28 protein-coding genes and 1 tRNA gene are annotated in these 25,285 nt (G+C 61.8%); 20 read left to right on the plus strand and 9 right to left on the minus strand.

Features of this window, described 5'->3' with window-relative positions; genetic code table 11:
* Positions 1 to 65 precede the first annotated feature (65 nt).
* The 9 genes from ftsB to rpoS are packed head-to-tail and all read left to right on the plus strand — an operon-like array spanning position 66 to position 6,661.
* A complete protein-coding gene (gene ftsB, locus BN1143_RS14770; RefSeq protein WP_005309428.1) occupies positions 66 to 383 on the plus strand; it encodes a cell division protein FtsB in 318 nt (105 codons plus the stop codon).
* Positions 376 to 1,107, plus strand: coding sequence for a 2-C-methyl-D-erythritol 4-phosphate cytidylyltransferase (gene ispD / locus BN1143_RS14775; RefSeq protein WP_042051155.1), 732 nt, complete (start codon positions 376 to 378; stop codon positions 1,105 to 1,107). The genes ftsB and ispD overlap by 8 nt, the downstream gene beginning before the upstream one ends.
* A complete protein-coding gene (ispF, locus tag BN1143_RS14780; protein ID WP_017783454.1) occupies positions 1,104 to 1,580 on the plus strand; it encodes a 2-C-methyl-D-erythritol 2,4-cyclodiphosphate synthase in 477 nt (158 codons plus the stop codon). Before ispD ends, ispF begins: the two co-directional genes overlap by 4 nt.
* A complete protein-coding gene (gene truD, locus BN1143_RS14785; protein WP_005309433.1) occupies positions 1,580 to 2,638 on the plus strand; it encodes a tRNA pseudouridine(13) synthase TruD in 1,059 nt (352 codons plus the stop codon). Before ispF ends, truD begins: the two co-directional genes overlap by 1 nt.
* Positions 2,619 to 3,365, plus strand: coding sequence for a 5'/3'-nucleotidase SurE (gene surE, locus BN1143_RS14790; protein ID WP_005309435.1), 747 nt, complete (start codon positions 2,619 to 2,621; stop codon positions 3,363 to 3,365). Before truD ends, surE begins: the two co-directional genes overlap by 20 nt.
* A 4-nt stretch (positions 3,366 to 3,369) precedes the next feature.
* Positions 3,370 to 3,987 (plus strand): protein-L-isoaspartate(D-aspartate) O-methyltransferase, encoded by a 618-nt coding sequence (locus tag BN1143_RS14795; protein ID WP_005309437.1) that lies wholly within the window; start codon positions 3,370 to 3,372, stop codon positions 3,985 to 3,987.
* Positions 3,984 to 4,565 carry a YqaA family protein gene (locus BN1143_RS14800; RefSeq protein WP_042051159.1) on the plus strand — a complete coding sequence of 194 codons (582 nt, stop codon included), beginning with the start codon at positions 3,984 to 3,986 and terminating at the stop codon, positions 4,563 to 4,565. The genes BN1143_RS14795 and BN1143_RS14800 overlap by 4 nt, the downstream gene beginning before the upstream one ends.
* Before the next feature lie 9 nt (positions 4,566 to 4,574).
* Positions 4,575 to 5,630, plus strand: a complete 1,056-nt coding sequence (locus BN1143_RS14805; protein WP_025202185.1) for a peptidoglycan DD-metalloendopeptidase family protein — start codon at positions 4,575 to 4,577, stop codon at positions 5,628 to 5,630.
* Positions 5,631 to 5,677: 47 nt separating this feature from the next.
* Positions 5,678 to 6,661 carry an RNA polymerase sigma factor RpoS gene (gene rpoS / locus BN1143_RS14810; protein ID WP_005309444.1) on the plus strand — a complete coding sequence of 328 codons (984 nt, stop codon included), beginning with the start codon at positions 5,678 to 5,680 and terminating at the stop codon, positions 6,659 to 6,661.
* An 84-nt stretch (positions 6,662 to 6,745) separates the two neighbouring features.
* Here rpoS and tsaD read toward each other — a convergent pair whose 3' ends face one another.
* On the minus strand, positions 6,746 to 7,759 hold the full coding sequence (tsaD, locus tag BN1143_RS14815; protein ID WP_042051161.1) for a tRNA (adenosine(37)-N6)-threonylcarbamoyltransferase complex transferase subunit TsaD: 1,014 nt from the start codon (positions 7,757 to 7,759) through the stop codon (positions 6,746 to 6,748).
* A gap of 179 nt (positions 7,760 to 7,938) precedes the next feature.
* Here tsaD and rpsU point away from each other — a divergent pair, with 179 nt between their 5' ends.
* The 5 genes from rpsU to BN1143_RS14835 all read left to right on the plus strand — a co-directional run bounded on the left by rpsU (position 7,939) and on the right by BN1143_RS14835 (position 12,838).
* Positions 7,939 to 8,154, plus strand: coding sequence for a 30S ribosomal protein S21 (gene rpsU / locus BN1143_RS22045; protein WP_005309452.1), 216 nt, complete (start codon positions 7,939 to 7,941; stop codon positions 8,152 to 8,154).
* 15 nt (positions 8,155 to 8,169) lie between these two features.
* A complete protein-coding gene (locus BN1143_RS14820; protein WP_017764737.1) occupies positions 8,170 to 8,613 on the plus strand; it encodes a GatB/YqeY domain-containing protein in 444 nt (147 codons plus the stop codon).
* 88 nt (positions 8,614 to 8,701) lie between these two features.
* A complete protein-coding gene (gene dnaG, locus BN1143_RS14825; protein ID WP_042051163.1) occupies positions 8,702 to 10,489 on the plus strand; it encodes a DNA primase in 1,788 nt (595 codons plus the stop codon).
* Positions 10,490 to 10,672: 183 nt separating this feature from the next.
* Positions 10,673 to 12,568 (plus strand): RNA polymerase sigma factor RpoD, encoded by a 1,896-nt coding sequence (rpoD, locus tag BN1143_RS14830; protein ID WP_264082799.1) that lies wholly within the window; start codon positions 10,673 to 10,675, stop codon positions 12,566 to 12,568.
* Positions 12,569 to 12,761: 193 nt separating this feature from the next.
* Positions 12,762 to 12,838, plus strand: a tRNA-Ile gene (locus BN1143_RS14835).
* A 67-nt stretch (positions 12,839 to 12,905) separates the two neighbouring features.
* Here the strand turns inward: BN1143_RS14835 and BN1143_RS14840 are convergent.
* From BN1143_RS14840 to purH, 4 genes are all read right to left on the minus strand, one after another.
* Entirely contained in the window at positions 12,906 to 13,469 is a 564-nt protein-coding gene (locus tag BN1143_RS14840; protein WP_005309460.1) for a cytochrome b/b6 domain-containing protein, read from the minus strand.
* Positions 13,450 to 13,824: a cytochrome b562 gene (locus BN1143_RS14845; RefSeq protein WP_005309462.1), complete on the minus strand. Its 375-nt coding sequence runs from the start codon at positions 13,822 to 13,824 to the stop codon at positions 13,450 to 13,452. The genes BN1143_RS14840 and BN1143_RS14845 overlap by 20 nt, the downstream gene beginning before the upstream one ends.
* A gap of 255 nt (positions 13,825 to 14,079) precedes the next feature.
* Positions 14,080 to 15,369 (minus strand): phosphoribosylamine--glycine ligase, encoded by a 1,290-nt coding sequence (purD, locus tag BN1143_RS14850; RefSeq protein ID WP_024941404.1) that lies wholly within the window; start codon positions 15,367 to 15,369, stop codon positions 14,080 to 14,082.
* A 110-nt stretch (positions 15,370 to 15,479) separates the two neighbouring features.
* Positions 15,480 to 17,072, minus strand: a complete 1,593-nt coding sequence (gene purH, locus BN1143_RS14855) for a bifunctional phosphoribosylaminoimidazolecarboxamide formyltransferase/IMP cyclohydrolase (RefSeq protein WP_019839822.1) — start codon at positions 17,070 to 17,072, stop codon at positions 15,480 to 15,482.
* A 408-nt stretch (positions 17,073 to 17,480) separates the two neighbouring features.
* Between purH and zntR the strand changes: the two genes are divergently transcribed.
* The 3 genes from zntR (at position 17,481) to BN1143_RS14870 (ending at position 18,790) form a co-directional block, all read left to right on the plus strand.
* Positions 17,481 to 17,918 carry a Zn(2+)-responsive transcriptional regulator gene (zntR, locus tag BN1143_RS14860; RefSeq protein ID WP_005309469.1) on the plus strand — a complete coding sequence of 146 codons (438 nt, stop codon included), beginning with the start codon at positions 17,481 to 17,483 and terminating at the stop codon, positions 17,916 to 17,918.
* A complete protein-coding gene (locus tag BN1143_RS14865) occupies positions 17,908 to 18,444 on the plus strand; it encodes a dihydrofolate reductase family protein (protein ID WP_042051164.1) in 537 nt (178 codons plus the stop codon). The genes zntR and BN1143_RS14865 overlap by 11 nt, the downstream gene beginning before the upstream one ends.
* Before the next feature lie 127 nt (positions 18,445 to 18,571).
* Positions 18,572 to 18,790 carry an alternative ribosome-rescue factor A gene (locus tag BN1143_RS14870; RefSeq protein ID WP_005309473.1) on the plus strand — a complete coding sequence of 73 codons (219 nt, stop codon included), beginning with the start codon at positions 18,572 to 18,574 and terminating at the stop codon, positions 18,788 to 18,790.
* A gap of 237 nt (positions 18,791 to 19,027) precedes the next feature.
* Here BN1143_RS14870 and hemW read toward each other — a convergent pair whose 3' ends face one another.
* Both hemW and rdgB read right to left on the minus strand, forming a co-directional pair.
* Entirely contained in the window at positions 19,028 to 20,173 is a 1,146-nt protein-coding gene (gene hemW, locus BN1143_RS14875) for a radical SAM family heme chaperone HemW (protein ID WP_042051165.1), read from the minus strand.
* A gap of 133 nt (positions 20,174 to 20,306) precedes the next feature.
* Positions 20,307 to 20,903 (minus strand): RdgB/HAM1 family non-canonical purine NTP pyrophosphatase, encoded by a 597-nt coding sequence (gene rdgB / locus BN1143_RS14880; RefSeq protein ID WP_005309479.1) that lies wholly within the window; start codon positions 20,901 to 20,903, stop codon positions 20,307 to 20,309.
* A 222-nt stretch (positions 20,904 to 21,125) separates the two neighbouring features.
* Here rdgB and BN1143_RS14885 point away from each other — a divergent pair, with 222 nt between their 5' ends.
* The 3 genes from BN1143_RS14885 (at position 21,126) to BN1143_RS14895 (ending at position 24,002) form a co-directional block, all read left to right on the plus strand.
* A complete protein-coding gene (locus BN1143_RS14885) occupies positions 21,126 to 22,289 on the plus strand; it encodes a multidrug effflux MFS transporter (RefSeq protein WP_005309481.1) in 1,164 nt (387 codons plus the stop codon).
* 108 nt (positions 22,290 to 22,397) lie between these two features.
* Positions 22,398 to 23,447, plus strand: coding sequence for an oxidoreductase (locus tag BN1143_RS14890; protein ID WP_042051166.1), 1,050 nt, complete (start codon positions 22,398 to 22,400; stop codon positions 23,445 to 23,447).
* Between the two features lie 309 nt (positions 23,448 to 23,756).
* On the plus strand, positions 23,757 to 24,002 hold the full coding sequence (locus tag BN1143_RS14895; RefSeq protein WP_005309486.1) for a hypothetical protein: 246 nt from the start codon (positions 23,757 to 23,759) through the stop codon (positions 24,000 to 24,002).
* A gap of 99 nt (positions 24,003 to 24,101) precedes the next feature.
* Here BN1143_RS14895 and rimJ read toward each other — a convergent pair whose 3' ends face one another.
* Positions 24,102 to 24,653, minus strand: a complete 552-nt coding sequence (rimJ, locus tag BN1143_RS14900; protein ID WP_042051167.1) for a ribosomal protein S5-alanine N-acetyltransferase — start codon at positions 24,651 to 24,653, stop codon at positions 24,102 to 24,104.
* Complete coding sequence (locus tag BN1143_RS14905) at positions 24,653 to 25,207, minus strand: GNAT family N-acetyltransferase (RefSeq protein ID WP_017764725.1); 555 nt, start codon at positions 25,205 to 25,207, stop codon at positions 24,653 to 24,655. The genes rimJ and BN1143_RS14905 overlap by 1 nt, the downstream gene beginning before the upstream one ends.
* Positions 25,208 to 25,285 lie beyond the last annotated feature (78 nt).

Here is a 25,285-nt window from a genome sequence, read left to right on the forward strand (position 1 = left end):
CACAGGCTTTCTTTTGTCTTGCCTGCGAATATGGGAAACTAGGCCGCTTGAAGGAGACTCAGTGCATGCGGCTACTCACTCTTATCCTGCTCTTCCTGTTGGGAGGGCTTCAATACGACCTCTGGCTGGGGAAGAATGGCCTGTCTGACTATCGTGAGCTGTCCGATGCCATCACCCGGCAGCAGCAGGACAATCTGGTACTCAAGGATCGCAACAACCTGATTTATCGCGAGATTGATGACCTGACCTCGGGCCTGGAGGCTATCGAGGAGTTGTCGCGCAACGATCTTGGCTACATCAAGCAGGGCGAGACCTTCTACCGCATCATTCCCAAGGACAAAGACAAGGGCTCCAGCTCCGGAGACGCAGCCTACGATGACTGATCATCACAGCGGACTGACCGCCATCGTGCCGGCCGCCGGCATCGGCAGCCGGATGGGGGCAGAGCGCCCGAAACAGTATCTGCAGCTGGCGGGCATGGCCATTCTGGAGCACACCCTGACCCGGCTGCTCTCCCACCCGGCTATCAGTCAGGTCATAGTGGCGCTGGCTCCCCATGATCGCTGGTTTGACACCCTCCCGGTGGCGCAGGATGAGCGGATCCTGCGGGTCGAGGGGGGCGCCGAGCGCGCCTTCTCCGTGCTCAATGCGCTGCACGTGGCGCAAGGGGAGTGGGTGCTGGTGCATGACGCCGCCCGCCCCTGCCTGACCCACGGCGATCTCGATCGGCTCATCGCCACCGCCATGGCCTGTGGCGGAGCCATCCTCGGCAGCCGGGTGCGCGACACCATGAAGCGCTCCGACGCCGCCGGCAACATCCTCGCCACCGTCGAGCGCGAGGAGCTCTGGCACGCCCTGACCCCGCAGATGTTCCCCACCGGCCCCCTCAAGCGGGCACTGGAGGAGGGGCTGGCACTGGGTGCCACCATTACGGATGAGGCCTCCGCCATGGAGCGGGCCGGTTTCCCGGTGCGAATGGTGGAAGGGCGGGCCGACAACATCAAGGTGACCCGGCCGGAGGATCTCTCCCTGGCGGGGCTCTATTTGCAGCAACAGGACGCGCGCCGGCCGGCGCGACCCGATTCACCCACAGAGGAGCTGGCATGATCCGGATTGGACATGGTTTTGATGTACACAAGTTTGGCGGGGTTGGCCCCTGCATGCTGGGCGGGGTGGCGGTGCCGTATGAACAGGGCCTGCTGGCTCACTCCGATGGTGATGTGGTGCTGCATGCGGTGAGCGATGCCCTGCTGGGGGCCATCGGCGCCGGCGACATCGGCCGCCATTTCCCCGATACCGCGGCCGCATTCAAGGGCATCGACAGCCGCATCCTGCTGCGGGACGTGTTTGCCCGGGTGCAGAAGGCGGGTTATGCCATTGGCAATCTGGATGTGACCATCATCGCCCAGGCGCCCAAGATGGCGCCCCACATCGACGCCATGTGCGCCGTGCTGGCCGCCGACCTGCAATGTGATTTGAACCGGGTGAACGTCAAGGCGACGACCACCGAACAGCTTGGATTCACGGGGCGCAAGGAAGGGATCGCCACCGAAGCCGTCGTCTTACTGGTGAAACAATAATGCTCGAACAACTGGCCTACCTGCACGGGGCGCCCACTGCCCGCGGCATCCTCAAGGCGCAAGCCGCCGACTTCGTGGTCAATGAAGATCTCGGGTTTGAACCCTGCGGCGAGGGTGAGCACATCTTCGTCCAGGTGCGCAAAACCGGCGAGAACACCGCCTGGGTGGCGGGCCTGCTGGCCGATGCGGCCGGGGTTGCCCGCAATGCGGTGACCTGGGCCGGGCTGAAAGATCGCCACGCGGTGACCGAACAGTGGTTCGGTATCCACCTGCCGGGCAAGGCAGAACCGGACCTCTCGGTCATCGAGAGCGACAGCATCCGGATCCTGCAAGTGAAACGCCACAACAAGAAGCTGCGGGTCGGCTATCTCAAGGGCAACCACTTCACCCTGCGCCTCACCGCGCTGGAGCAGGCCGACGGGCTGGAGTCCCGCCTGCAGGCCATCGCCGATCAGGGCGTGCCCAACTACTACGGCGAGCAGCGTTTCGGCCGCGGTGGCAACAATCTGGAGGCCGCCAAGGCGATGTTCGCCGGCAAGCGGATCAAGGATCGCAACAAGCGCTCCCTCTACCTCTCCGCCGCCCGCAGCATGCTGTTCAACGCTATCGTCAGCGCCCGCATCGAGCAGGGGCTGGCCCATCAGCTGCTGGCTGGCGACTGCGTGATGCTCAAAGGCAGCCACTCCATCTTCAGCGAAGAGAGCGTGACGCCCGAGCTGGAGGCGCGTCTCGCCTCCGGCGACGTGCAGCTCACCGCGCCCCAGTGGGGGCGTGGTCGCTCTGCCAGCCAGGGCGCCGCCGCCGAGTTCGAGCAGGCAGTGCTGGCGCCTTATCACGAGTGGTGCGAGGGGCTGGAGAAGGCGGGGCTGGATCAGGATCGCCGCCCCTTGCTGCTCAAGCCGCAGGCCATGAGCTGGCAGCTGGAGGGGGCTGTGCTGACCCTGTCGTTCTTCCTGCCGGCCGGGGCGTTTGCCACCAGCGTGGTGCGCGAGTTAATGCAGGCCGAAGAGGCCGATCATGGTTTCAGGAATCAGTCCGATGAGAATTCTGGTCAGTAATGACGACGGTGTGCATGCCGAGGGTATCCGTGCCCTCAGCGAGGCGCTGGCCGCCTGCGGCGAGGTCATCGTGGTGGCGCCGGATCGCAATCGCAGCGGGGCGAGTCACTCCCTGACGCTGGAAGTGCCGCTGCGGGTCACCCGCATCGCCGAAACCGGATATCATGCGGTGAAGGGAACGCCGACCGATTGCGTGCACCTGGCCGTCAACGAGCTGGTGCGCCCGGAACCCGACATGGTGGTGGCCGGCATCAACCACGGTGCCAACCTGGGGGATGACGTCATCTACTCGGGCACGGTGGCGGCCGCGACCGAGGGGCGCCACCTCGGCTTTCCCTCGCTGGCCATCTCGCTGGTAGGCAAGACCCATTTCGCCACGGCGGCCCACTACGCGGCCCTGCTGGTGAAAGGCATGATGGTGCACCCGCTGCCTGCCGATCAGATCCTCAACGTCAATGTGCCCGACCTGCCCCTCGATCAGATCAAGGGGATCAGGGTGACGCGCCTTGGCAACCGCCACCGGGCGGAGTCGGTGATCTGCACCGAGGATCCCCGCGGCCAGCCCATCTACTGGATCGGCCCCCCCGGCAGCCAGCAAGATGCGGGAGAAGGCACGGATTTCGCCGCCATCGAGCAGGGTTACGTCTCGATCACCCCCCTGACCATCGATATGACTGCCTACAGCAGTCTGGCGGGGCTGGGGGCTTGGTTGGACCTGCAGGGATGAAGGTGTGATAGTACAGCGCCTGTTAAACCAGCTGATCGCGCAGGACATTCGCGATTTCCGCGTACTCGCGGCGATTGCCAAGGTGCCGCGCCAGCTGTTCGTGGATGAAGCCATGGCCCACAAGGCCTGGGACAATACGGCCCTGCCCATCGGTCACGGCCAGACCATCTCGCAGCCCTACATGGTGGCGCGCATGACCGAACTGCTGATCCAGAACAATCCGGCCCACGTGCTGGAGATTGGCACAGGATCGGGTTATCAGACGGCGGTGCTGGCTCATCTGGTGGAGCACGTCTACACGGTGGAGCGGATCAAGTCGCTGCAGTTTCAGGCCCGGCGCCGGCTGCGCCAGCTCGACCTGCACAATGTCTCCGCCAAGCACGGCAATGGCTGGCTGGGCTGGCCCAATAAAGGACCGTTTGACGCCATTCTGGTCACGGCAGCCGCCAGCGAGGTGCCGACGGCCCTCACCGATCAGCTGGCCGACGGTGGCCGGCTGGTGTTGCCGGTGGGGGATAGCCAGCAGACCCTGCAACTGATCGAGCGGTCGGGCTCCCAGCTCACCAGCCGGATCCTGGAGCCGGTCCGTTTTGTTCCCCTGATTGACGGAGATGTCGAGTGAAGTTGTTTTCCCGCCTCTATGTGCTGGTTATGCAGTGGGCGCGCCACAAGTATGCCCCCTGGTATCTGGCGATCACCGCCTTCATCGAGTCGGTGTTCTGGCCCATCCCGGTGGATGTGATGCTGGCCCCCATGGCGCTCGGCAAACCCCGGCGGGCCTGGCACTATGCCGCGCTGGCCACCCTGTTTTCGGTACTGGGTGCCCTGGTGGGTTACCTGCTCGGCTATGCCCTGTGGGAGCCGGTAGTCCAGCCGCTGGTTGCGTCGGTCGGCTATGAGGACAAGATTGCCGTGGCCGAACAGTGGTTCCAGCAGTGGGGTATCTGGGTGATTTTTATTGCCAGCTTCACGCCGATCCCCTACAAGGTGTTTACCGTGACGGCCGGTCTGCTGCAAATGGCACTGCTGCCATTCATCGTGACCTCGCTGATCGGGCGTGGCATGCGCTTTTTCCTGGTGGCGGGTCTGATGCGCTGGGGTGGCGAAAAGATGGAGCGCAAGCTGATGCACTATGTGGATGTGCTGGGTGGGCTCTGTATTGGTTTGGCCGTTGTGGCCTATTTCTGGTTTAGTCGTTGAGGATCCACTATGCGTTCGCGTATTTGGCAAGGAAGCAGTGTCGTCGTGTTGTCATGGCTGTTGCTTGCTTGCGCTTCCAGCAAGACCGCCGCCCCCGTCCAGGGACTGGGCAATGACGGTCTCGTTTCCACCATTCCGGCGCGCCAGATGGCGGCCCAGCCCACCATTCAGGGCAACAGCTACACGGTGAAGAAAGGGGATACGCTCTACTCCATCGCCTTCAACTCGGGCAATGACGTGCCCTCGCTGGCCAGCCTCAATGGCATCAGCCCTCCCTACAACATCTATCCGGGTCAGCAGATCCGGCTCGACGCCTCCGGCAGTACCATGGCGGTGGCACGCAGCGCGGGCACCTATCAGGTTCGACCCGGTGATACCCTGAGCAGCATTGGCCGCCAGTTCGGCATGTCGAATCAGACCCTGGCCCAGAACAACAATCTGAGAGCCCCCTTTGCCCTTCAGGTGGGGCAGGTGCTGAACGTGCAGTCCTCCGGGGCGAGCAGTGGCCAGATGGTGGCGGCGACCTCGCCGGTGACCGCTCCGGTGGTCAGCCAGAGCAGTGGTCCCAAACCCCTGGCGCCGGCAACGTCAGGTACGACCACTCCGTTCATCAAACAAAAAACCGTTGCTCAGCCATCTTCAAAAGAATACGCTCAGGCAAAAGAACAAAAAAACGACAATAAGCCTCAGTCGAGACTTTCTTGGCACTGGCCGACCAAAGGCCGGATCGTCGAGGGTTTCTCTGTTGCAGAACAGGGGAACAAGGGCATAGATATCGCTGGCCAGAAGGGGCAACCCATCTACGCGGCGAGCGGCGGCAAGGTCGTCTATGCGGGTAGCGCACTAAGGGGTTATGGCAAGCTGATCATCCTCAAGCACGATGATGACTACCTTTCAGCCTACGCTCACAACGATGAGCTGCGGGTCAAGGAAGGGGATTCGGTGCAGGGCGGATCTGTCATTGCCAACATGGGTAGCACGGACGCGCCGGATGTGCGATTGCACTTTGAAATCCGGTACAGAGGCAAGTCGATCAACCCGATGAGCCATTTGCCAAAGCGTTAGACCCAGAGAGTTAAGTCTTACTCTGGTGCAGGTCAGGGAGACACGCCATGAGCCAAGAACAACTGGTAATGCAGGATGCAGAGTTAGAGTTCGACGAAGAGCTGGAGAGTCAGGAAGAAGAAGAGATACAGGAAGTTGCGGCCGAGGCCGAAGAGACGATTTCCGATGAGCTGATGGCACCTGAACTGAACAAGGTGATGGATGCCACCCAGCTCTATCTCGGGGAGATTGGTTTCTCCCCCCTGCTCACGGCCGAAGAGGAAGTCTATTATGCTCGCCGTGCCTTGCGGGGCGACAAAGCCGCCCGCAAGCGCATGATCGAGTCCAACCTGCGACTGGTGGTCAAGATCGCCCGTCGTTACAACAACCGCGGCCTGGTGCTGCTGGATCTCATCGAAGAGGGCAACCTCGGTCTCATCCGCGCGGTCGAAAAATTCGATCCGGAGCGCGGCTTCCGCTTCTCCACCTATGCCACCTGGTGGATCCGCCAGACCATAGAGCGGGCCATCATGAACCAGACCCGTACCATTCGTCTGCCCATTCATGTGGTCAAGGAGTTAAACGTTTACCTGCGCACCGCGCGCGAACTCTCTCATCGTCTCGATCATGAACCGACCGCCGAGGACATTGCCCAGGCGCTCGATCGCTCGGTGGACGATGTGAACCGCATGCTCAAGCTCAACGAGAAGATCACCTCGGTCGATACCCCGATTGGTGGCGATCGCGACAAGGCGCTGCTGGATGTGCTCTCTGATGAGCGCGGCATGGGCCCGGAGCTGGAGTCCCAGGATGACGACATGCGCGCCAGCATAGTGCACTGGCTGGAAGAGCTGAATCCCAAGCAGCGTGAGGTGCTGGCCCGTCGCTTCGGTCTGCTCGGCTATGAGCCGGCGACCCTGGAGGACGTGGGGGCCGAGATTGGCCTGACCCGGGAGCGGGTGCGCCAGATCCAGGTGGAGGGGCTGCGCCGTCTACGGGAGATCCTGCTGGGGCAGGGGCTCTCCATCGAGGCGCTGTTTCGTACCAACTAATTGCAGCGAGTGAGCGAAGATGCTTACCAGGCAAAACAAAAAGGGGCCCAAGGCCCCTTTTTCATGTCGGCGGGATCCTCAGGATCAAACCGGATCCAGAGTATCCAGCGGCCAGCGCGGCACGGCTTTCACGGCCAGCGGCTCGAACACGCCCGCTTTCAGGCGCTGCATGCCGGCATAGGCGATCATGGCGCCATTGTCGGTGCAATATTCGGTACGCGGATAGAAGACTTCCCCCTTGAGGCTCTCCATCAGCTCGGCCAGCTGGGCGCGCAGGTGACGGTTGGCGCTGACGCCGCCGGCGACCACCAGGCGATTGAGGCCGGTCTCCTTCAGGGCGCGGCGACACTTGATGGCCAGCGTATCGACCACCGCATCCTCAAACGCCCGGGCGATGTCGGCACGGGTCTGCTCGTCGTCGCCATTGGCGGAGATGGTGTTGGCGGCAAAGGTCTTGAGGCCGGAGAAGCTCATGTCGAGCCCAGGGCGGTCGGTCATGGGACGCGGGAAGGTGAAGCGGCCCTTGAGGCCTTTCTCAGCCAAGCGGGAGAGCAGCGGACCACCAGGATAGTCCAGACCCATCAACTTGGCGGTCTTGTCGAACGCCTCGCCGGCGGCATCGTCGATGGATTCCCCGAGCAGCTGATAGCTGCCGATGCCATCGACCCTGACCAGCATGGAGTGGCCGCCGGAGACCAAGAGCGCCACAAAGGGGAACTCGGGGGCCTTCTCTTCCAGCATGGGCGCCAGCAGGTGGCCTTCCATGTGGTGCACGGCGATGGCCGGCTTGTTCCATGCCATGGCCAGTGAGCGGCCAATGGTGGCCCCCACCAGAATGGCGCCAACCAGACCCGGGCCCGCGGTATAGGCGATGCCGTCGATGTCATCCTTGCCCAGTCCGGCCTCTTGCAACGCCGCCTGGATCAAGGGGATCGTTTTGCGCACATGGTCCCGGCTGGCCAGCTCGGGAACGACGCCGCCGTAGTCCGCATGCAGCTTGACCTGGCTGTATAACTGATGGGAAAGGATCCCTTTTTGATCGTCGAAGATCGCGATCCCGGTTTCGTCACAGGATGTCTCTATGCCCAATACACGCATTGCTAAAAAATTTCACTGCTAAAATGAGACGGCTATGGTAACCTTCGCGGGTTTTTTAAACCAGAGCGATCTCTGCGGGTTTACTTTCATTCCCTGTCCAGAGTATAATTTCGCACCATTTTAAGACATGCTGATCGATTGAAGGTCAGCTAACAATTTATCACTGAGGTGAAAGGCACATGCCAGTAATCAAAGTCCGTGAAAATGAGCCGTTTGACGTTGCTCTGCGTCGCTTCAAGCGTTCTTGCGAAAAAGCCGGTATCCTGTCCGAAGTTCGTAGCCGTGAGTTCTACGAGAAGCCGACTACCATTCGCAAGCGTGCCAAAGCGTCCGCCGTCAAGCGTCACGCCAAGAAGCTGTCCCGCGAAAACGCACGTCGTATCCGCCTGTACTAATCAAGGGATCATGCCGTGTCTCTGAAGGATCAACTCAAGGATCAGCAAAAGCTCGCCATGCTTGCCAAAGACAAGCAGCGGTTGGGCGCGATCCGTCTGTTGATGGCTGAAATCAAGCAGCGTGAAGTTGACACCCGTGTCGAGCTCGATGATCAGGATATCCTCGCTGTGGTGACCAAGATGGTCAAACAGCGCCGTGATTCCATCAGTCAATTCGAGGCCGCCGGTCGCCAGGATCTCGCCGACAAAGAGTCTGCCGAGATCGTTGTGCTGCAGGAATTCCTGCCGCAACAGCTGACCGCAGCCGAGATTGCCGCACTGATTGAGCAAGCCATCGCTGAAAGTGGTGCTGCCGTCATGGCTGACATGGGCAAAGTCATGGCTGTCTTGAAGCCGAAAATTCAGGGGCGTGCCGATGTTGGCGCCGTCAGTGCGCAGGTGAAAACCCGCTTGGCGTAACAGGCAACTCTCTTGTTTGGTCAAAGAAGCCGTGCTTCCCTGGGAATGCGCGGCTTTTTTATTTTCTACGCAATGAAACAGGACGGTTATGGCAGGCAGGATCCCACAATCCTTTATCGATGATCTGCTGGTACGCACAGACATTGTCGAGTTGATCGACTCCCGTGTGCGACTGAAGAAAGCCGGTAAGAACTACCAGGCTTGCTGCCCTTTTCATAACGAAAAAAGCCCCTCGTTTACCGTCAGTCAGGAGAAGCAGTTCTATCACTGCTTTGGTTGCGGCGCTCACGGCAATGCCATCGGCTTTGTCATGGAGTATGACGGGCTCGAATTTCCCGATGCCATTGAAGAACTTGCCAGCCTGCACGGCATGCAGGTCCCCCGTGAGCAAACAACAGGTGGGGCTAGCAGCAGCCAACCAGCGGTCAGCAAGGATCTGTTCGAGCTGATGAACCAGATTGCCCGTTTCTACGAGAGCAATCTCAAGAACGCGCCGCAGGCGGTGGAATACCTGAAGGGGCGCGGTCTGACCGGTGAAGTGGTCAAGCGATTCAACATTGGGTATGCCCCTGCCGATTGGGATCAGGTGCGTCGGCGCTTTGGCGCCAGCCGGGAGCACGAGCAGTTGCTCATCTCGGGCGGCATGCTGATCACTCGTGACAGCGGGCCCGGCAGCTATGATCGCTTTCGAGATCGCATCATGTTCCCGATCCGTGACAAGCGTGGCCGGGTCATCGGTTTCGGTGGCCGGGTGCTGGGGGAGGGGACGCCCAAGTATCTGAACTCGCCGGAAACACCCATCTTCCACAAAGGGCGGGAGTTGTTCGGCCTTTATGAGGTCAAACAGGCACACAAGGATCCGCGCCGGATCCTGGTGGTGGAAGGCTATATGGATGTGGTGGCGCTTGGCCAGTACGACATCGATTATGCGGTGGCTGCGCTGGGAACCGCGACCACCAGCGACCATATCCATACCCTGTTTCGCACCACGGCCGAGGTGGTCTGCTGCTACGACGGCGATAACGCCGGCCGTGAGGCGGCCTGGCGGGCATTGGATAACGCGCTGTCCCATCTGCAGGATGGCCGTGAACTCAAGTTCGTGTTTCTGCCGGATGGGGAGGATCCCGATTCCCTGGTGCGCCAGATCGGCAAGGAGGGGTTCGAAGCGCTGCTCGACCAGGCTCAGCCGTTTGCCGATTTCATGTTCGAACGTCTCGGGCGCGATGCGGCTCTTTCCGGTGAGGCCGGCAAGTTCGAAGTGGCCAACAAGGCCGCGGATCTGATCCGCCGGGTGCCGGAAGGTTTTACCCGCGAGGGGTTGATCACCCGGCTCTCCAGCATGATGCGCTGGGGCGAAAACAAGCAGCGGATCGCCGAACTTTTTGCCCGCAACAGTCAGCCGAAGGCCGAGGTGAGCAAGCCCAAGGCGGCCAAGCTGACACCACTGCGCCGGGCATTGGCATTGATGGTGCAATATCCGGCGATCACCGCCGAGCTGCCGGCCATGCCTGAGCTGGCTGGCCTGCGTCTGCAGGGGATCCAGTTCCTGCTGCAACTGCATCAGCAGATCCTGACTCAGCCCGGGGTGACAACGGGTATCCTGCTGGAACACTGGCGCGGTACCAAAGAGGGAGAGATCCTGGCCCAGCTGGCGATGCACGATCTGTTTGAAGAGGTAAAGCTCGACCAGGAACCCGATATTCTGGGAGAATTGCAGGATACTTTCGTCGGTTTCATCAACCTGTTCCTGAAGCAGCGCATCGAGGAATTGCAGGCCAAGGTGGCGCAGGAAGGGCTAAGCTCTGAGGAAACTCAGGAGCTGATGATGCTGATCAGAGAGGTGCAGATTGAGAAAAGAAATGAGAGTGGGGCTTGATATTTGAGTGATTAACCCCAATATGAATACCGTTGCCCGAATGGACGGGATTAAAAGCAAACATTTTATAACCGCCTGGCCCCGACAATACTGCGGGCAGGGGTTTCTCATGACCGACGCCGCAACCAGACATAGCATGTCTGGCGGTTTTCTATTAGAATTGGCTATTTGCGCAGCAGCGCACTGTACGCGCAACCTAGCAACACCAACCGGATGAGTTCTATGGAGCAAACCCCGCAGTCTCAGCTTAAACTCCTCGTTGCCAAAGGTAAAGAACAGGGCTACCTGACCTATGCCGAGGTGAACGATCACCTCCCGCAAGACATTGTCGACTCTGACCAGATCGAAGACATCATCCAGATGATCAACGACATGGGTATCCAGGTGGTGGAGAACGCCCCGGATGCCGATGATCTTATCATGGCTGAAGGTGGTACCGCCGATGAGGACGCTGCCGAAGCAGCGGCCCAGGCTCTGGCATCTGTTGAATCCGAGATTGGTCGCACGACCGATCCCGTCCGCATGTACATGCGGGAAATGGGTACCGTCGAACTGCTGACCCGCGAAGGCGAAATCGATATCGCCAAGCGGATCGAAGACGGTATCAACCAGGTACAAAGCTCCGTCGCCGAGTACCCGGAAGCGATTACCTATCTGCTTGAACAATATGACAAGTATGAAGCCGAACAGCTGCGCCTGTCCGACATCATCTCCGGCTTCATCGATCCCAACGAGACCGACGACGTCGCACCGACCGCCACTCACATCGGCTCCGAGCTCAGCGAGGAAGATCTGGCTGACGAGGATGAAGACGAAGACGAAGACGAAGATGGTGATGGTGATGACTCCGACGATGATGGCGATGGTGGTCCGGATCCGGAAGTTGCTCGCGAGAAGTTCGGTGAGCTGCGCGCCCAGTACGAGGTAACCCGCCTCTCCATTCAGCAGAATGGCCGCGCGCACGAAGATACCCAGAATGCCATCGCCCAGCTGGCAGACGTGTTCCGTCAATTCCGCCTGATGCCCAAGCAGTTCGATCGCCTGGTCAACAACATGCGCGAGATGATGGAGCGGGTCCGCGTGCAGGAACGCATCATCATGAAACTCTGCGTTGAGCAGGCCAAGATGCCGAAGAAGACCTTCGTCGCGGCCTTCACCAACAACGAGTGCGAAACTGCCTGGTTCGAATACCAGAAGCAGGCCGGCAAGGCTTGGTCTCCCCGTCTGGTGGAGATGGACGAAGACGTGCTGCGCGCCATCGGCAAGCTGCAGCAGATCGAGGAAGAGACCGGTCTGTCCATCGCCCAGATCAAGGACATCAACCGTCGCATGAGCATCGGTGAGGCCAAGGCCCGCCGCGCCAAGAAAGAGATGGTCGAGGCCAACCTGCGTCTGGTTATCTCCATCGCCAAGAAGTACACCAACCGCGGTCTGCAGTTCCTGGATCTGATCCAGGAAGGCAACATCGGTCTGATGAAGGCGGTCGACAAGTTCGAATATCGTCGTGGCTACAAGTTCTCGACCTACGCCACCTGGTGGATCCGTCAGGCCATTACCCGCTCCATCGCGGATCAGGCCCGTACCATCCGTATCCCGGTGCACATGATCGAGACCATCAACAAGCTCAACCGTATCTCCCGTCAGATGCTGCAGGAGATGGGTCGCGAACCGAACCCGGAAGAGCTGGCCATGCGCATGGGCATGCCGGAAGACAAGATCCGCAAGGTACTGAAAATCGCCAAAGAGCCTATCTCCATGGAGACGCCCATCGGTGATGATGAAGACTCCCACTTGGGCGACTTCATCGAAGATACCACCCTGGCTCTGCCGGCCGATGCGGCCACCAGCGAGAGCCTGCGCAACGCCACCCGCGAAGTGCTGGCCGGCCTGACCGCCCGCGAGGCTAAGGTGCTGCGGATGCGCTTCGGTATCGACATGAACACTGACCACACCCTCGAGGAAGTGGGCAAGCAGTTCGACGTGACCCGTGAGCGTATCCGTCAGATCGAAGCCAAGGCGCTGCGCAAGCTGCGCCATCCGAGCCGCTCTGAAGTGCTGCGCAGCTTCCTGGACGAATAATCCCGGACGTTCCAACCCGGAACAGCAGCCCAAAAGCCCCGCCATGCGGGGCTTTGTTTTATTCGTGGCGATGGGGCGCTGACGATGAACCACGGAACCGCTTGAATATGGATGAAATCTCGCCAAGTGGTTGATATGCCTATGGACTGGCTAACGGACATCCCCTATAATCCACGCCGCAAAAGCACATTTCGGCCCCTTAGCTCAGTTGGTTAGAGCAGTCGACTCATAATCGATTGGTCGCCCGTTCAAGTCGGGCAGGGGCCACCAAATTCCATAAAAAGGCCGCTCATCATGAGCGGCCTTTTTGCTTTCTGGCATTTCGCCTCAAACAGGGTCAGGAGCCCTGATCCTGCTGGATGGGGGCCTGCTTGGGGGCGCCCGGGCGTCGGGCGGGCAACATGCGCCTCACCAGATTGCTGCGCTGGCGCCAGGAGGTGAACAGGATGGCCAGCAGGTGCAGCGCTATCATCCCCTGCAGGGCCCAGGTGCACCAGACATGCCAGTCGTCAGCTCCCAGTTCGAACCCCATCTCGGTATTCTGGAACCAGCCGGTGCCGGCGGTGGCCAGGATCAGCAGCCAGAGCGTCCATATCGCCAGCTTGCCGCTGCCGTGGTGGCCGGGAGCCGGTGGCGTGCGCTCGCGCAGCTCCACCGCTTGCTGGCGAAAATCTTCCCGGCTTGGGATGAGGGCTCGCAACCGGGCATGACCCCTGGCAAACGAGAGCCCCCACGCCAGGCGCAGGCTGATCAGGGCGATGGCCAGGTAACCCAGCCGCTCGTGCCACTCCTCGCCCGCCTCGTTGAGCCAGAGGTTGCCGATACAGATGGCCGCCACACCCCAGTGGGTGAGGCGGACCAGACTATCCCAATGGAAGGGATCAGCCTTTTTGTTTGGCATATTTGTGGTACTCCTTCTTCAGGTCGTTGACCTTGGCCAGGTGCTCGCGCGCCTTGGCTTCGTCACCCGCCTTGAGAGCCGCCAGGCTGGCGTCCAGTTCGGTCTGCACTTCGTTCATGCCTTCCAGGAACTTCTCTTTCTTGGCGGCCGGCATGTTCTTCTGCTTGGCGATGTCGAACTGCGCCTTCATCTCGTTGATGTACTTCTCCATGGTGGCGGCATCCTCGGCCTTGACCGCCTGCTTGTAGTTGAAGCCGATCTTCTTCATCGGCTGCTCCAGCTCACCGGCCATGGCGGGCAGGGTCATCAGGCCAAACATCAGGGGCAGCAACAGGGGGCGTACAGTTTTCAACATGGGATTTCCTTATTTAAACGACATGCTTATCGATTCTATGTGGCTTCTTATGAACCCTTATCTGGATTCATTACAGGCATGATGCCATGACAGTACGTGAACTGTTTGTGAATATTGCTGTTTTTTGTCACAAAGGGTAACAGGGAGGGGGGAGATGCAAGGAGGATGTTGAGCCAATCGAACCATGCCATATGGACCATGCTGCCAGGCTGGCCGAGGGCAAGCTAAAGAGAGGGCCCTTGCGGGCCCTGTTCATTACTGCTGCTGTTCACGCTCGATGGCGCGCCAGCCGATGTCGTTGCGGTAGAAGACGCCGTCCCACTTGATGCGCCCTGCTAGCTGATAGGCCCGCTGCTGCGCCTCGGCGACCGTGTGGCCGAGGGCCGTGGCACACAGTACGCGCCCCCCGGCGGTGACCACGGTATCGCCTTCCATGCGGGAGCCGGCGTGGAATACCTTCTCGCCGCTTGCCTCTTCCACCGGCAGGCCGCTGATGGGCTTGCCCTGCTGGTAGTCGCCGGGATAACCGCCGGCGGCCAGCACCACGCCAATGGCGACGCGGGTGTCATAGATGGCCTCGACCTGATCCAGCTTGCCGGCACAGGCCGCCAGGCAGAGCTCCACCAGATCGGAGCGCATGCGCAGCATGATGGGCTGGGTTTCGGGATCGCCGAAGCGGCAGTTGAACTCGATCACCTTGGGGTTACCCTGGCCATCGATCATCAGACCGGCGTAGAGGAAACCGGTGTAGACGTTGCCTTCGGCTGCCATGCCACGCACCGTCGGCATGATCACCCGCTCCATCACCTTGCGATGCACCTCGTCGGTGACCACGGGGGCGGGGGAGTAAGCCCCCATGCCGCCGGTGTTGAGGCCGGTATCGCCATCGCCCACCCGCTTGTGGTCCTGACTGGTGGCCATCGGCAGCACGTGCTCTCCGTCCACCATGACGATGAAGCTCGCCTCTTCCCCCTCGAGGAACTCCTCGATCACCACCCGGGCCCCGGCGTCACCAAAGGCGTTGCCGGAGAGCATGTCGCGCACCGCCTCTTCGGCCTCGCTCAGGGTCATGGCAACGATGACCCCCTTGCCGGCGGCCAGGCCGTCAGCCTTGATGACGATGGGCGCGCCCTTCTCGCGCAGGTAGGCCAGGGCCGGCTCCACCTCGGTGAAGTTCTGGTACTCGGCGGTCGGGATGGCGTGACGGGCCAGAAAATCCTTGGCAAAGGCCTTGGAGCCCTCCAGCTGGGCGGCGGCGGCGGTCGGGCCGAAGATGGCCAGCCCCTCGGCGCGGAACGCATCGACCACCCCTTTCACCAGCGGTGCTTCCGGCCCGACGATGGTCAGACCGATGCGCTGCTCCTTGGCAAACGCCAGCAGGGCCGGGATGTCGGTAGCCGAGATGGCCACGTTCTCGATGCTCCCTTCGTGGGCGGTGCCGGCATTGCCGGGGGCGACGAAGACCCGGGTCACCAGGGGAGATTGCTTGGCCTTCCAGGCCAGGGCGTGTTCACGGCCGCCGTTGCCAATGATCAGTACTTTCATCGTATCGCTCGCTTCTATTCGTGGTCACGGGCGGGCCTGGGGCCTGCGCCGGTGAAAATAGCCAGGTGAAAAGAGACAACAAAAGGGCCGCCGGCGGCGGCCCTGATCCATCAGTGACGGAAGTGGCGCATGTTGGTGAACAGCATGCACATGCCGTGTTCGTCGGCGGCGTCGATCACCTCCTGATCGCGCATCGAGCCACCGGGCTGGATGACGCAGGAGATGCCGGCGGCGGCCGCGGCGTCGATGCCATCGCGGAACGGGAAGAAGGCGTCGGAGGCCATGACGGAGCCCGCCACGGTCAGCCCTTCATCCTCGGCCTTGATGCCGGCAATCTTGGCCGAGTAGACGCGGCTCATCTGGCCGGCGCCGACGCCGATGGTCTGGCCGTCTTTGGCATAGACGATGGCGTTGGATTTGACGAACTTGGCCACTTTCCAGCAGAACAGCAGGTCGTTCAGTTCGGCCTCGGTGGGCTGGCGCTTGCTGACCACGGTCAGATCCCCCAGGGTCACCATGCCAAGGTCGCGCTCCTGCACCAGCAGGCCGCCGTTGACGCGCTTGAAGTCAAAGCCTTGTGCCGGCGCGGTCCATTGGCCGCACTCGAGCAGCCGCACGTTCTGCTTGGCGGCGACCGCGTCGCGAGCCTCCTGGCTCACGGTGGGGGCGATGATCACCTCGACGAACTGACGCTCGACGATGGCCTTGGCGGTGGCGCCATCCAGTTCACGGTTGAAGGCGATGATGCCGCCAAAGGCGGAGGTGGGGTCGGTTTGCCAGGCGCGCTCGTAGGCGCTCAGCAGGTCGCTGCCGATGGCCACGCCGCACGGGTTGGCGTGCTTGACGATGACGCAGGCCGGCTGGTCGAACTCCTTGACGCACTCCAGCGCCGCGTCTGTGTCGGCGATGTTGTTGTAGGAGAGGGCCTTGCCCTGCAGCTGGATGGCGCTTGCCACCGAGCCCGGTGCGGCCTGCTCTTCGGCATAGAAGGCGGCGGCCTGGTGGCTGTTCTCGCCGTAGCGCATGTCCTGCTTCTTGATGAACTGGCTGTTGAAGGTGCGCGGGAAGCAGGACTCCTCGTCACCTTCCTTGTTGTCACCGTAAGAGGGAACCATAGTGCCGAAGTAGTTGGCGATCATGCCGTCGTAGGCTGCGGTGTGTTCGAAGGCGGCGATGGCCAGATCGAAGCGGGTGGCCAGTTTCAGGCTGTTGCCGTTGCCATCCATCTCGCGGATGACGCGGTCATAGTCGGCAGCCTTGACCACGATGGCCACATCTTTGTGGTTCTTGGCGGCGGAGCGAACCATGGTCGGCCCGCCGATGTCGATGTTCTCGACCGCATCGGCCAGGGTGCAATCGGGCTTGGCCACGGTGGCAGCGAAGGGATAGAGGTTGACCACGACCATGTCGATGGGGGAGATGTGGTGCTGAGCCATGATGGCGTCGTCTTGCTCGCGACGGCCGAGAATGCCGCCGTGGACCTTGGGATGCAGGGTCTTGACCCGGCCGTCCATCATCTCGGGGAATCCGGTGTAGTCGGAGACCTCGGTCACCGGCAGACCCGCCTCGGCCAGCAGCTTGGCGGTACCACCGGTGGAGAGCAGGGCCACGCCGCGCTCGTTGAGTGCCTTGGCAAATTCCACGATGCCAGTCTTGTCAGACACACTCAGCAGTGCACGGCGAATGGGTCGAGCTTGTTCCATCACACTATCGTCCTCAGCATAACGGGGACCGTTCCATGGGAGGCGAGGCTCAACACAGAGAGTCCCCAAATAAATGGAAGTGGGGGATTTCGCAAACCGCTCTCGCCTGAAACCTGCCGCCAGGCAAAAGCGTTTTAGGAAATACCCGCTTGACGCGTCGCTCTCTTGTGGGCGCGTATTCTACACAAAAAATGTGACCCGTGGTGGATTTTTTAAAGTGACAAAGCCTTGTCTGGTGCGGTGTTAAACGTTTTCTGGTGGTTTTTTGTGAAACGTTTGTCTTTTCAGTGTCTTGATGGCAAAAGGGTGGCCGCATCCTCTTTCCCGCTGCCGACTGGCAATCGTCCGGCAAAGGGGCGATAGTGGGTGCCGGTTGTGGTTCTTGACTCATTTGGGAGGGAGAAAGGCATGTATCGGATCGGGGAGCTGGCCAAGGCGTGCGGGGTGAAGGCGGATACTCTGCGCTTTTACGAGAAAAACGGTCTCATCTCGCCGGGCATTCGCAACGAGTCCGGCTATCGCCTCTATGGCGAGCAGGACAAGCGGCGACTGGAGTTCATCATCCGCGCCAAGTCGGTAGGGTTCTCGCTGGCCGACATCGGTGAGCTGTTGGATCTCGACACCAACAAGGCCAAGGTCACCTGCCAGGAGGTGAAGGCGGTGGCTGACACCAAGCTCGAACAGGTGGAGCAGAAGATCGTCGAACTGACCCGTTTTCGCGACAACCTGCGGGAGCTCTCCAACATCTGCTGCGGTGGCCCGCGCTCGGCGGAGCACTGCGCCATCCTCGAGACGCTGGAATCCGGCGCTCCCTCCCGCCACGAGCACCACGATCATGAGCACTGAGCTGCGCCGGCCCCGGGTATCCGCCTTTCTCGCCCTCTCCCTCGATGGCTTCATTGCCGGGGAGGGGGGCGATCTGGCCTGGCTTGAACCCTACAACGGCGACTCCCAGGAAGAGACCGGCTACAGCGCGCTGATGGCGAGCGCTGATACCCTGCTGATGGGGCGCAACACCTATGACACTGTGAGCGCCTTTCCCGAATGGTTCTATGGTGACAAGCCGGTGGTGGTATTGACCCACAGACCCGCCGCTCCCCGTGAGCACGTCTCCTTTCGGCAGGGGGCGCTGGCGCAGGTGCTGGACGAGCTGTGGCAGGCGGGCAGCCGCCACCTCTACCTGGATGGCGGCGAGCTGGTGAGGCAGGGTCTGCAGGGGGCCCTGGTGGACGAGCTGATCCTGTTCTGGGTGCCGGTCACCCTGGGACGCGGGGTGCCGCTCTTTGCTGGCTCCCTGCCCGACGCGCTGAGGCCTGTTTCCAGTACCGTGCTGCCGAGCGGGCTGGTGCGGGTCGTCTATCAACCGGCCTGAGGATCCCGCCGACCCCCTTGCAGGCGGGCCGGGAGAGGCGCACAATCGGCGCGTTTTTCGCCGCCAGCCCCGGTTCTGTGGGGGCAGGGGCGCTGGGCAAACACGACAATCCCATCAAGGAGCCGATATGGCCAAGAAGAAGGTGACTTCCGTCACCGCCGAACCCGCCTGCGAACATCAGCGCGGCATCATTCAGGACAACCACCTCAAGGCACTGGTGACCTCCCCCCTGTTCCAGGCCCGGGTCGAACCGAGCAAGAAGGGCAAGGGCAGTTATCAGCGCAAGGCCAAGCACGGCAAGCGGTGGGAGCCCGGCCAACAGCAGATGGTAAGCGTCTGCTGCTGAGCGGGTTTCTGCTTTGGCACCTGTCCACGATCTTGCTGCGAGGCCGTGATCAAGGCTCATGTGCTGCTCGCAATCCTCATGTGTACTTACACACTCCGGTTCCTGCGCTGCTCTTCACCTTGCTGAAAGCCTCTCGTGACAGACCGTGAACAGGTTCTTGGAACCAAAACAAGCGGGGCGCTCATGGCGCCCCGCTTGTTTTCCATCTGGTTTTCCATCTGGTTAAAGGCGGTTACCTCATTCGTCCATAAAGAGCTCGAGCAGCACGTTGAGATAGCGATGGCCGAGGGACGTGAGCTGCCAGCTGTCGCCGAGATCCTCGATAAGCTCCTTGCTCTGGGCGATGGTCAGCATGGTCTCTACCCGTTCCAGCGGCAGCCCGGTGTAGGCCTCGAACTCCGCCTTGGGGGCCGGTTCAAACAACCTGAACCGGTTCATGAAGTACTCGAGCGGCAGATCGTCCGCACTCACTTGCCACTGCTCGTCCAGATAGGGACGGCTCGGATCCAGATAGCCTTTCGGGTGCTTCACCTTGGCGGTGCGCAGGATCTGCTGGTTGGCGAGATCCGTCACCTTGCCGTGGGCGCCGCATCCGATCCCCAGATAGTCGCCGAAGCGCCAGTAGTTGAGGTTGTGGCGGCACTGGTAGCCTGCCTTGGCATAGGCCGAGATCTCGTACTGCTGATAGCCCTGGGCGGTGAGCATGGCGTGGCCCTGCTCGTAGATGTCCCACAGAGTGTCATCTTCCGGCAGTTTGGGCGGCTTGGAGGCGAACGCCGTGTTCGGCTCTATGGTGAGCTGATACCAGGAGAGGTGCGGCGGCGCGCAGTCGATGGCCTGCTGCAGGTCATAGAGGGCATCGTCCAGGCTCTGATCCGGCAGGCCGTGCATCAGATCCAGGTTGAAGGTGGGCAGTTTGATGGCGTGGGCCAGTTCGGCGGCCTTGCGCGCCTCCTCGGGGCCGTGGATGCGGCCGAGGCGGGTCAGCTTCTCCTGCTGGAAACTCTGTACCCCGATGGAGATGCGGTTGATGCCGGCCCGCTGGAAGCCGGCGAACTTGTCCGCCTCCACCGTGCCCGGGTTGGCCTCCATGGTGATCTCGCAGTCCGCCGTCAGGGGAATGCGTTCGCGCACCCCGTCCAGCAGCGCCTGCATGGCCTCCACGGAGAGCAGGCTCGGCGTGCCGCCGCCGATAAAGATGGAGGAGAGCGGGCGCCCCTGGGCCCAGTGCAGGTCTTGCTCCAGATCCTCCAGCAGGGCCGCCACATACTCGAGGTGGGGCAGCTCCCCCTTCTGGGCGTGGGAGTTGAAGTCGCAGTAGGGGCACTTCTGGACACACCAGGGCACGTGGATATAGAGGGAGAGGGGCGGCAGTTGCAGCATGGGGTTTCCAGTATTCAACAATCAAAAGGGGTCGGGTTGCCCTTGTCGTCGATGACAACGGGCCGGGGCGCCGCGAACGAAATGGGGGCCGACGGCCCCCATTGTAGATGACAACGCGGCGGGAGACAGCGCTTTAGTTGACCGCCGCCAGGGCCGCTTTGAGCTTGGCCAGGGCCTGACCGCGGTGGCTGAGCTGGTTCTTGAGCTCGGCCGGCATCTGGGCCGAGGTGCAGTCATGGTCGGGGACGAAGAACACAGGGTCATAACCAAAGCCGTGCTGACCGCGCGGTTCGTCGATGATCATCCCCTCCCAGCTCGCCTGGCAGATGATGGGGGTGGGATCGTCGGCGTGGCGCATGTAGACCAGCACGCACCAGAAGCGGGCGCTCTTGAGATACTCGGGGGCCCCTTTCAGCTCGCCCAGCAGCTTGTCGATGTTCTCCTTGTCGCTGGCACCGGCGCCGGCAAAACGGGCTGAGTAGACGCCGGGGCGGCCGTGCAGCAGATCCACTTCCAGGCCGGAGTCGTCGGCAACCGCCGGCAGGCCGGTGACGCGGGCGGCGTGGCGGGCCTTGATGATGGCATTCTCGACGAAGGTGGTGCCGGTCTCGTCGGCATCGGAGACCGCAAACTCGCTCTGTGGGATCACCTGGATCTTCATATCGGCCAGCATGGCGGCCAATTCTTTCACCTTTTTCTGGTTCCCTGTTGCCAGGACAAGCTTGTTCATCGAGCACCTCCGCAAAAATAATCTGCGCATTCTATGCGGGGCTGGCGCCCAGGAAAAGCGCCAATTGTCCTGGATCACCCTCGCCGGAGTCATGGCAAGATGTGGATAAAATGAATGTTTCCTGAATGGAATAACAGAAGTGATTAAATACCATTTCAATTCATTACTGTGAGTCAGTAGACTCGCGCCCCAATCCATTTCCCCCATGCCACGAGGTGACTGATGCCATTGATTCTTCTGCTTGTACTCCTGGTGCTGTTCAGTCCGCTGGCCATCGACATCTACCTGCCCGCCATTCCGCAGATGGCCGAGCAGCTGGGCGCCGAGGTGACCCTGATGCAGGGCACCATTACCTGGTTCCTGTTCAGCATGGGACTGGGGCAGCTGTTGGTGGGGCCGCTGGCCGACCGCTACGGCCGCAAGCCCATCGCCCTCGGCGGCGTGCTGCTCTACGGTCTGAGCGCCCTGGGTGCCGGCTTTGCCGCGAGCCTCGGCGAGCTGATGCTGGCGCGGGTGCTGCAGGGCCTCGGCGCCTGTGCCACCTCGGTGGCCGCCTTCTCGGTGGTACGTGACAGCTACGGCCCCAAGAAGAGCGGTCAGATGATCTCCTACCTGAACGGTGCCATCTGTTTCATTCCGGCGCTGGCCCCCCTGCTCGGTGGCTGGCTTACCGCCAAGGCGGGTTGGTCGGCCAACTTCTGGTTTATGGCCGGATACGCCGTCGTAGTCGGCAGCTGGCTGCTGTGGCGGATGCCGGAAACCCGCCCGGAAGAGACCCGCAGCGGCGGCCCGCTCATCAGCTGGTCGCGCTATAGCCCGGTGCTGCGCTCCCCGAGCTTCCTGTTCAACGCGACGCTGTGCATGCTGGCGATGGCGGTGATCCTGGCCTATGTCACCGCGGCGCCGGTGCAACTGATGGTGAGGCTGGGGCTGGACATGAGCGGCTTCAGCTACTGGTTTGCGGCCAACGCGGCGCTCAACATCCTGGCCTGCTTCCTGGCGCCCCGTTTCATCGCCAAGGTGGGGCCAAGACGCACCCTGCGCATCGGCCTGCTGGTGCTGCTGCTCTCCGCCATCTCCCTGAGCCTGTCGATGCACATTGCGCATCCGCTGGCCATGATGGGCCCGGTGTTCCTCTCCAGCATCGGCTTTGCCATGATCCTGGGCTCTGCCGCCGGCATGGCGCTGGCACCATTCGGTCACTGCGCCGGTACCGCCGCCGCCCTGCTCGGCCTGTTCCAGATGAGCGGCTCCGGTGCGCTGGTGGGCTTTATTGGCGCGCTGATGCACGACCCGCTGAACCAGCTGGCGCTGCACATGTGGCTGTTGCTGCCCCCGCTGGTGGTGCTGATGACCCGCCAGGGTCGGCGCTTGTGTTTGCAATAAATCCTGTGCTCTGATGGGCACACTCAGGGGGCCTTGGGCCCCCTTCTCTTTTGGCAGGCCAAAGGTTCGCCTGCATCTCATGACACAGCTACCCGTGGAGAAAACCGGATGAGCCACACAATCAATGCCGCCCTGGTGGGCTACGGCTTTGCAGGCCAAACCTTTCACGCCCCGTTTCTGACCAGCACGCCCGGGCTCTCCCTCGGCTGGGTGGTGAGCCGGGATGCCGCCAAGGTGCAGAGCGATCTGCCCGGCTGCCGGGTCGGTTCGCTGGCCGAGGTGCTGGCGGACCCCTTGGTCGATCTGGTGGTGATCGCCACCCCCAACGACACCCATGCCCCTATCGCCCGCGAGGCGCTGCTGGCCGGCAAGCATGTGGTGATCGACAAGCCGTTCGCCCTGGATCTGGCCGAGGCGAAGGCGCTGGTCGAGCTGGCGCAGAAGCAGCAGCGACTGCTCAGCATCTTCCACAACCGGCGTTGGGACGGGGACTTTCTCACCGTACGCCGCCTGCTGGCAGAGGGGGGGCTCGGTCAGGTAGCCCAGTTCGAATCCCACTTCGATCGCTATCGTCCCGAGGTGCGTCAGCGCTGGCGCGAGGCGGGTGGCCCGGGCTCCGGCCTCTGGTTTGATCTCGGCCCCCATATCCTCGATCAGTCGCTGCAGCTGTTCGGTCAGCCGGACTGGCTGCAGGCGGATCTGGCCCAGCAGCGCCCCGGCGCGCTGGCGGATGACTACTTCCACGTGGTGCTCGGCTATGGCGAGATGCGGGTCGTGCTGCACGGCAGTTGCCTGGTGTCGGCCACCATGCCGCGTTTCGTCATCCACGGCAGCGAGGGCTCCTTCATCAAGTTCGGCATGGATGTGCAGGAGGAGCAGCTCAAGCTCGGCAAGCGGCCACCGGCGGCAGACTGGGGCGTGGACAACGAACCCGGCCAGCTCAGCCGGATCCGCGATGGTCAGCTGCAGCAGCAGAGCGTGGCCGGCGAGGCGGGGGACTACGGCGCCTACTATCGCGGCGTCTGCGCCGCCATCCGGGGGGAAGGGGAGAACCCGGTGCCGGCCGGCGAGGCGCTGGCGGTGATGGCGCTGCTGGACCTGGCCCGCGACAGCGCCCGCGAGGGTAAGCGGCTGGCTTGTCAGATCCTGTCTGATTGAGGCGCAGTCCGCGCGTGATGGCCGGCACAATGCAATAGCCGTTTATTGCCAGCCATTACGGGGCCTGCGGCGTTTTATTGTACTAAACTGCGCCGTTTACAGTGTTTTGTATTAATGTTTGTCGCTGTAGTAGTTCTTTTCATCCAGCCAACGAGAAAATATCATTGTGATACTCGTTTTCATTGGGCGCGTATGGGGATATATTTCGCGCGCCTCTTGGCTCCCGGACTATGGGTTTTTCACCGGGTGAAAGGACGCACTGTGATGGTTGTTCCGACCATCTCTCCATATTTTTCTGAGGGTATGCACATGAACAAAGTACTGGTAGCCGGTATCCTGGGTCTGATGTTGACCGCTTGTGGTCAGAAAGAAGAAGCCGCCGCACCGGCCGCTACTCCGGCCGCCGACGTTGCTGCAACTGTTGAGAAAGCCGCTAGCGAAGCCACCTCTACCGTAGAGAAGGCTGCTTCCGAAGCGACTGCAACCGTTGAGAAGGCTGCCGCTGACGTAGCCACCAAGGCAGAAGCCGCAGTGAGCGATGCCAAGGCCAACTAAGCCTGCACCTCATCTGAAGAACGGGCCCGAAGGCAACTTCGGGCCCGTTTTTTATGTCCGCTCTGGTCAGCTTCCCGCCTTGGGCTGGACACTCGCCGGCTAGCACGCCGGATTGAGGCGGGAGGTGAGGATGTGATCCTCCCAGCGGCCGTTGATCATCAGGTACTCTTTGGCGTACCCCTCCCGCTCGAAGCCGAGCCGCTCGAGCAGGGCGCCGCTGCGCTGATTGGCCGGCATGTAGCTGGCCATGATGCGGTGCAGACCGTGCTCCCGGAACAGATAGTCGATGCCGGCCCCGACGATTTCCTGCATCAGCCCCTGTCCCTGGTGGGCCTGATCGATGGCGTAGCCCAGGTGGCAGGCCTTGAAGGCACCCATCAGGATGTTGGTGAAGTTGCAGGTGGCGATCACCTGCTCGCCATCCGGCTCGAGCGCTACCAGGTGCACCCCGCTGCCGTTGAAGAACTGGCCGTAGCTGTCGCGCAGCCGGCCGTGCCAGTGGCTCAGGGTATAGAAGCTCTCGTCCCGGCTGGGCTCCCAGGGGGTGAGGTGAGCGCGGTTGCGCAGATAGAAATCCAGCATCAGATCGGCCCGCTCGGGGGGCAGTACGGTGAGCCGGCTGCGGGGCGTGCACAGGTGTGGCAGTGCCATCAGTGATCCCTCTGCCCAAGCCACTCGTCGCGCAGCAGACTGTAGTGAACGTGATCCACGACTCTGTCGGCCAGCCGCTCGGCACGGCGGGTGATCCCCTCCTGCTGCATGCCGAGGCGCTCGCAGACGGCCCGGCTGGGCTCGTTGTCGATGGCGGCGCTGATCTCCACCTTCTCCATCCCCATCTCCTCGAAGGCGTGATGGATCAGGGCCTGGCAGGCGCGGGTGATGATGCCGTTGCCCTGCCAGCGCTCGGCCAGCCAGTAGCCGATGCTGACCTTGGCCAGCGCCTTGTCGATCTGGTTGTAACCGATGACACCGACCACCTCCCCCTGATACTCGATGGCGGTGGTCAACCCCTCGCCGCGGGCGAATTTCTCGATGGCGTGGCGGATGAAGGTGGCGCTGTCGGCGGGTTGCTGAATGTAGGGGGGCCAGGGCAGCCACTGGGTCAGGTAGTCGCGATTCTCCCGACACAGGGCAAAGAGTTCGCTGGCCATGTCGGGCTGCAGGAACAGCAGCGCCAGCTCGTCATCCAGTTGCCATGAAAACATCCGCACCTCCCGTTGCCGCAGGGGCCCGCAATGGGCCGTCGAACCGCCAATGTAGCCAATCAACCCCTTGTTAGCCAA

Source organism: Aeromonas dhakensis, from assembly GCF_000820305.1.
GTDB lineage: Bacteria > Pseudomonadota > Gammaproteobacteria > Enterobacterales > Aeromonadaceae > Aeromonas > Aeromonas dhakensis.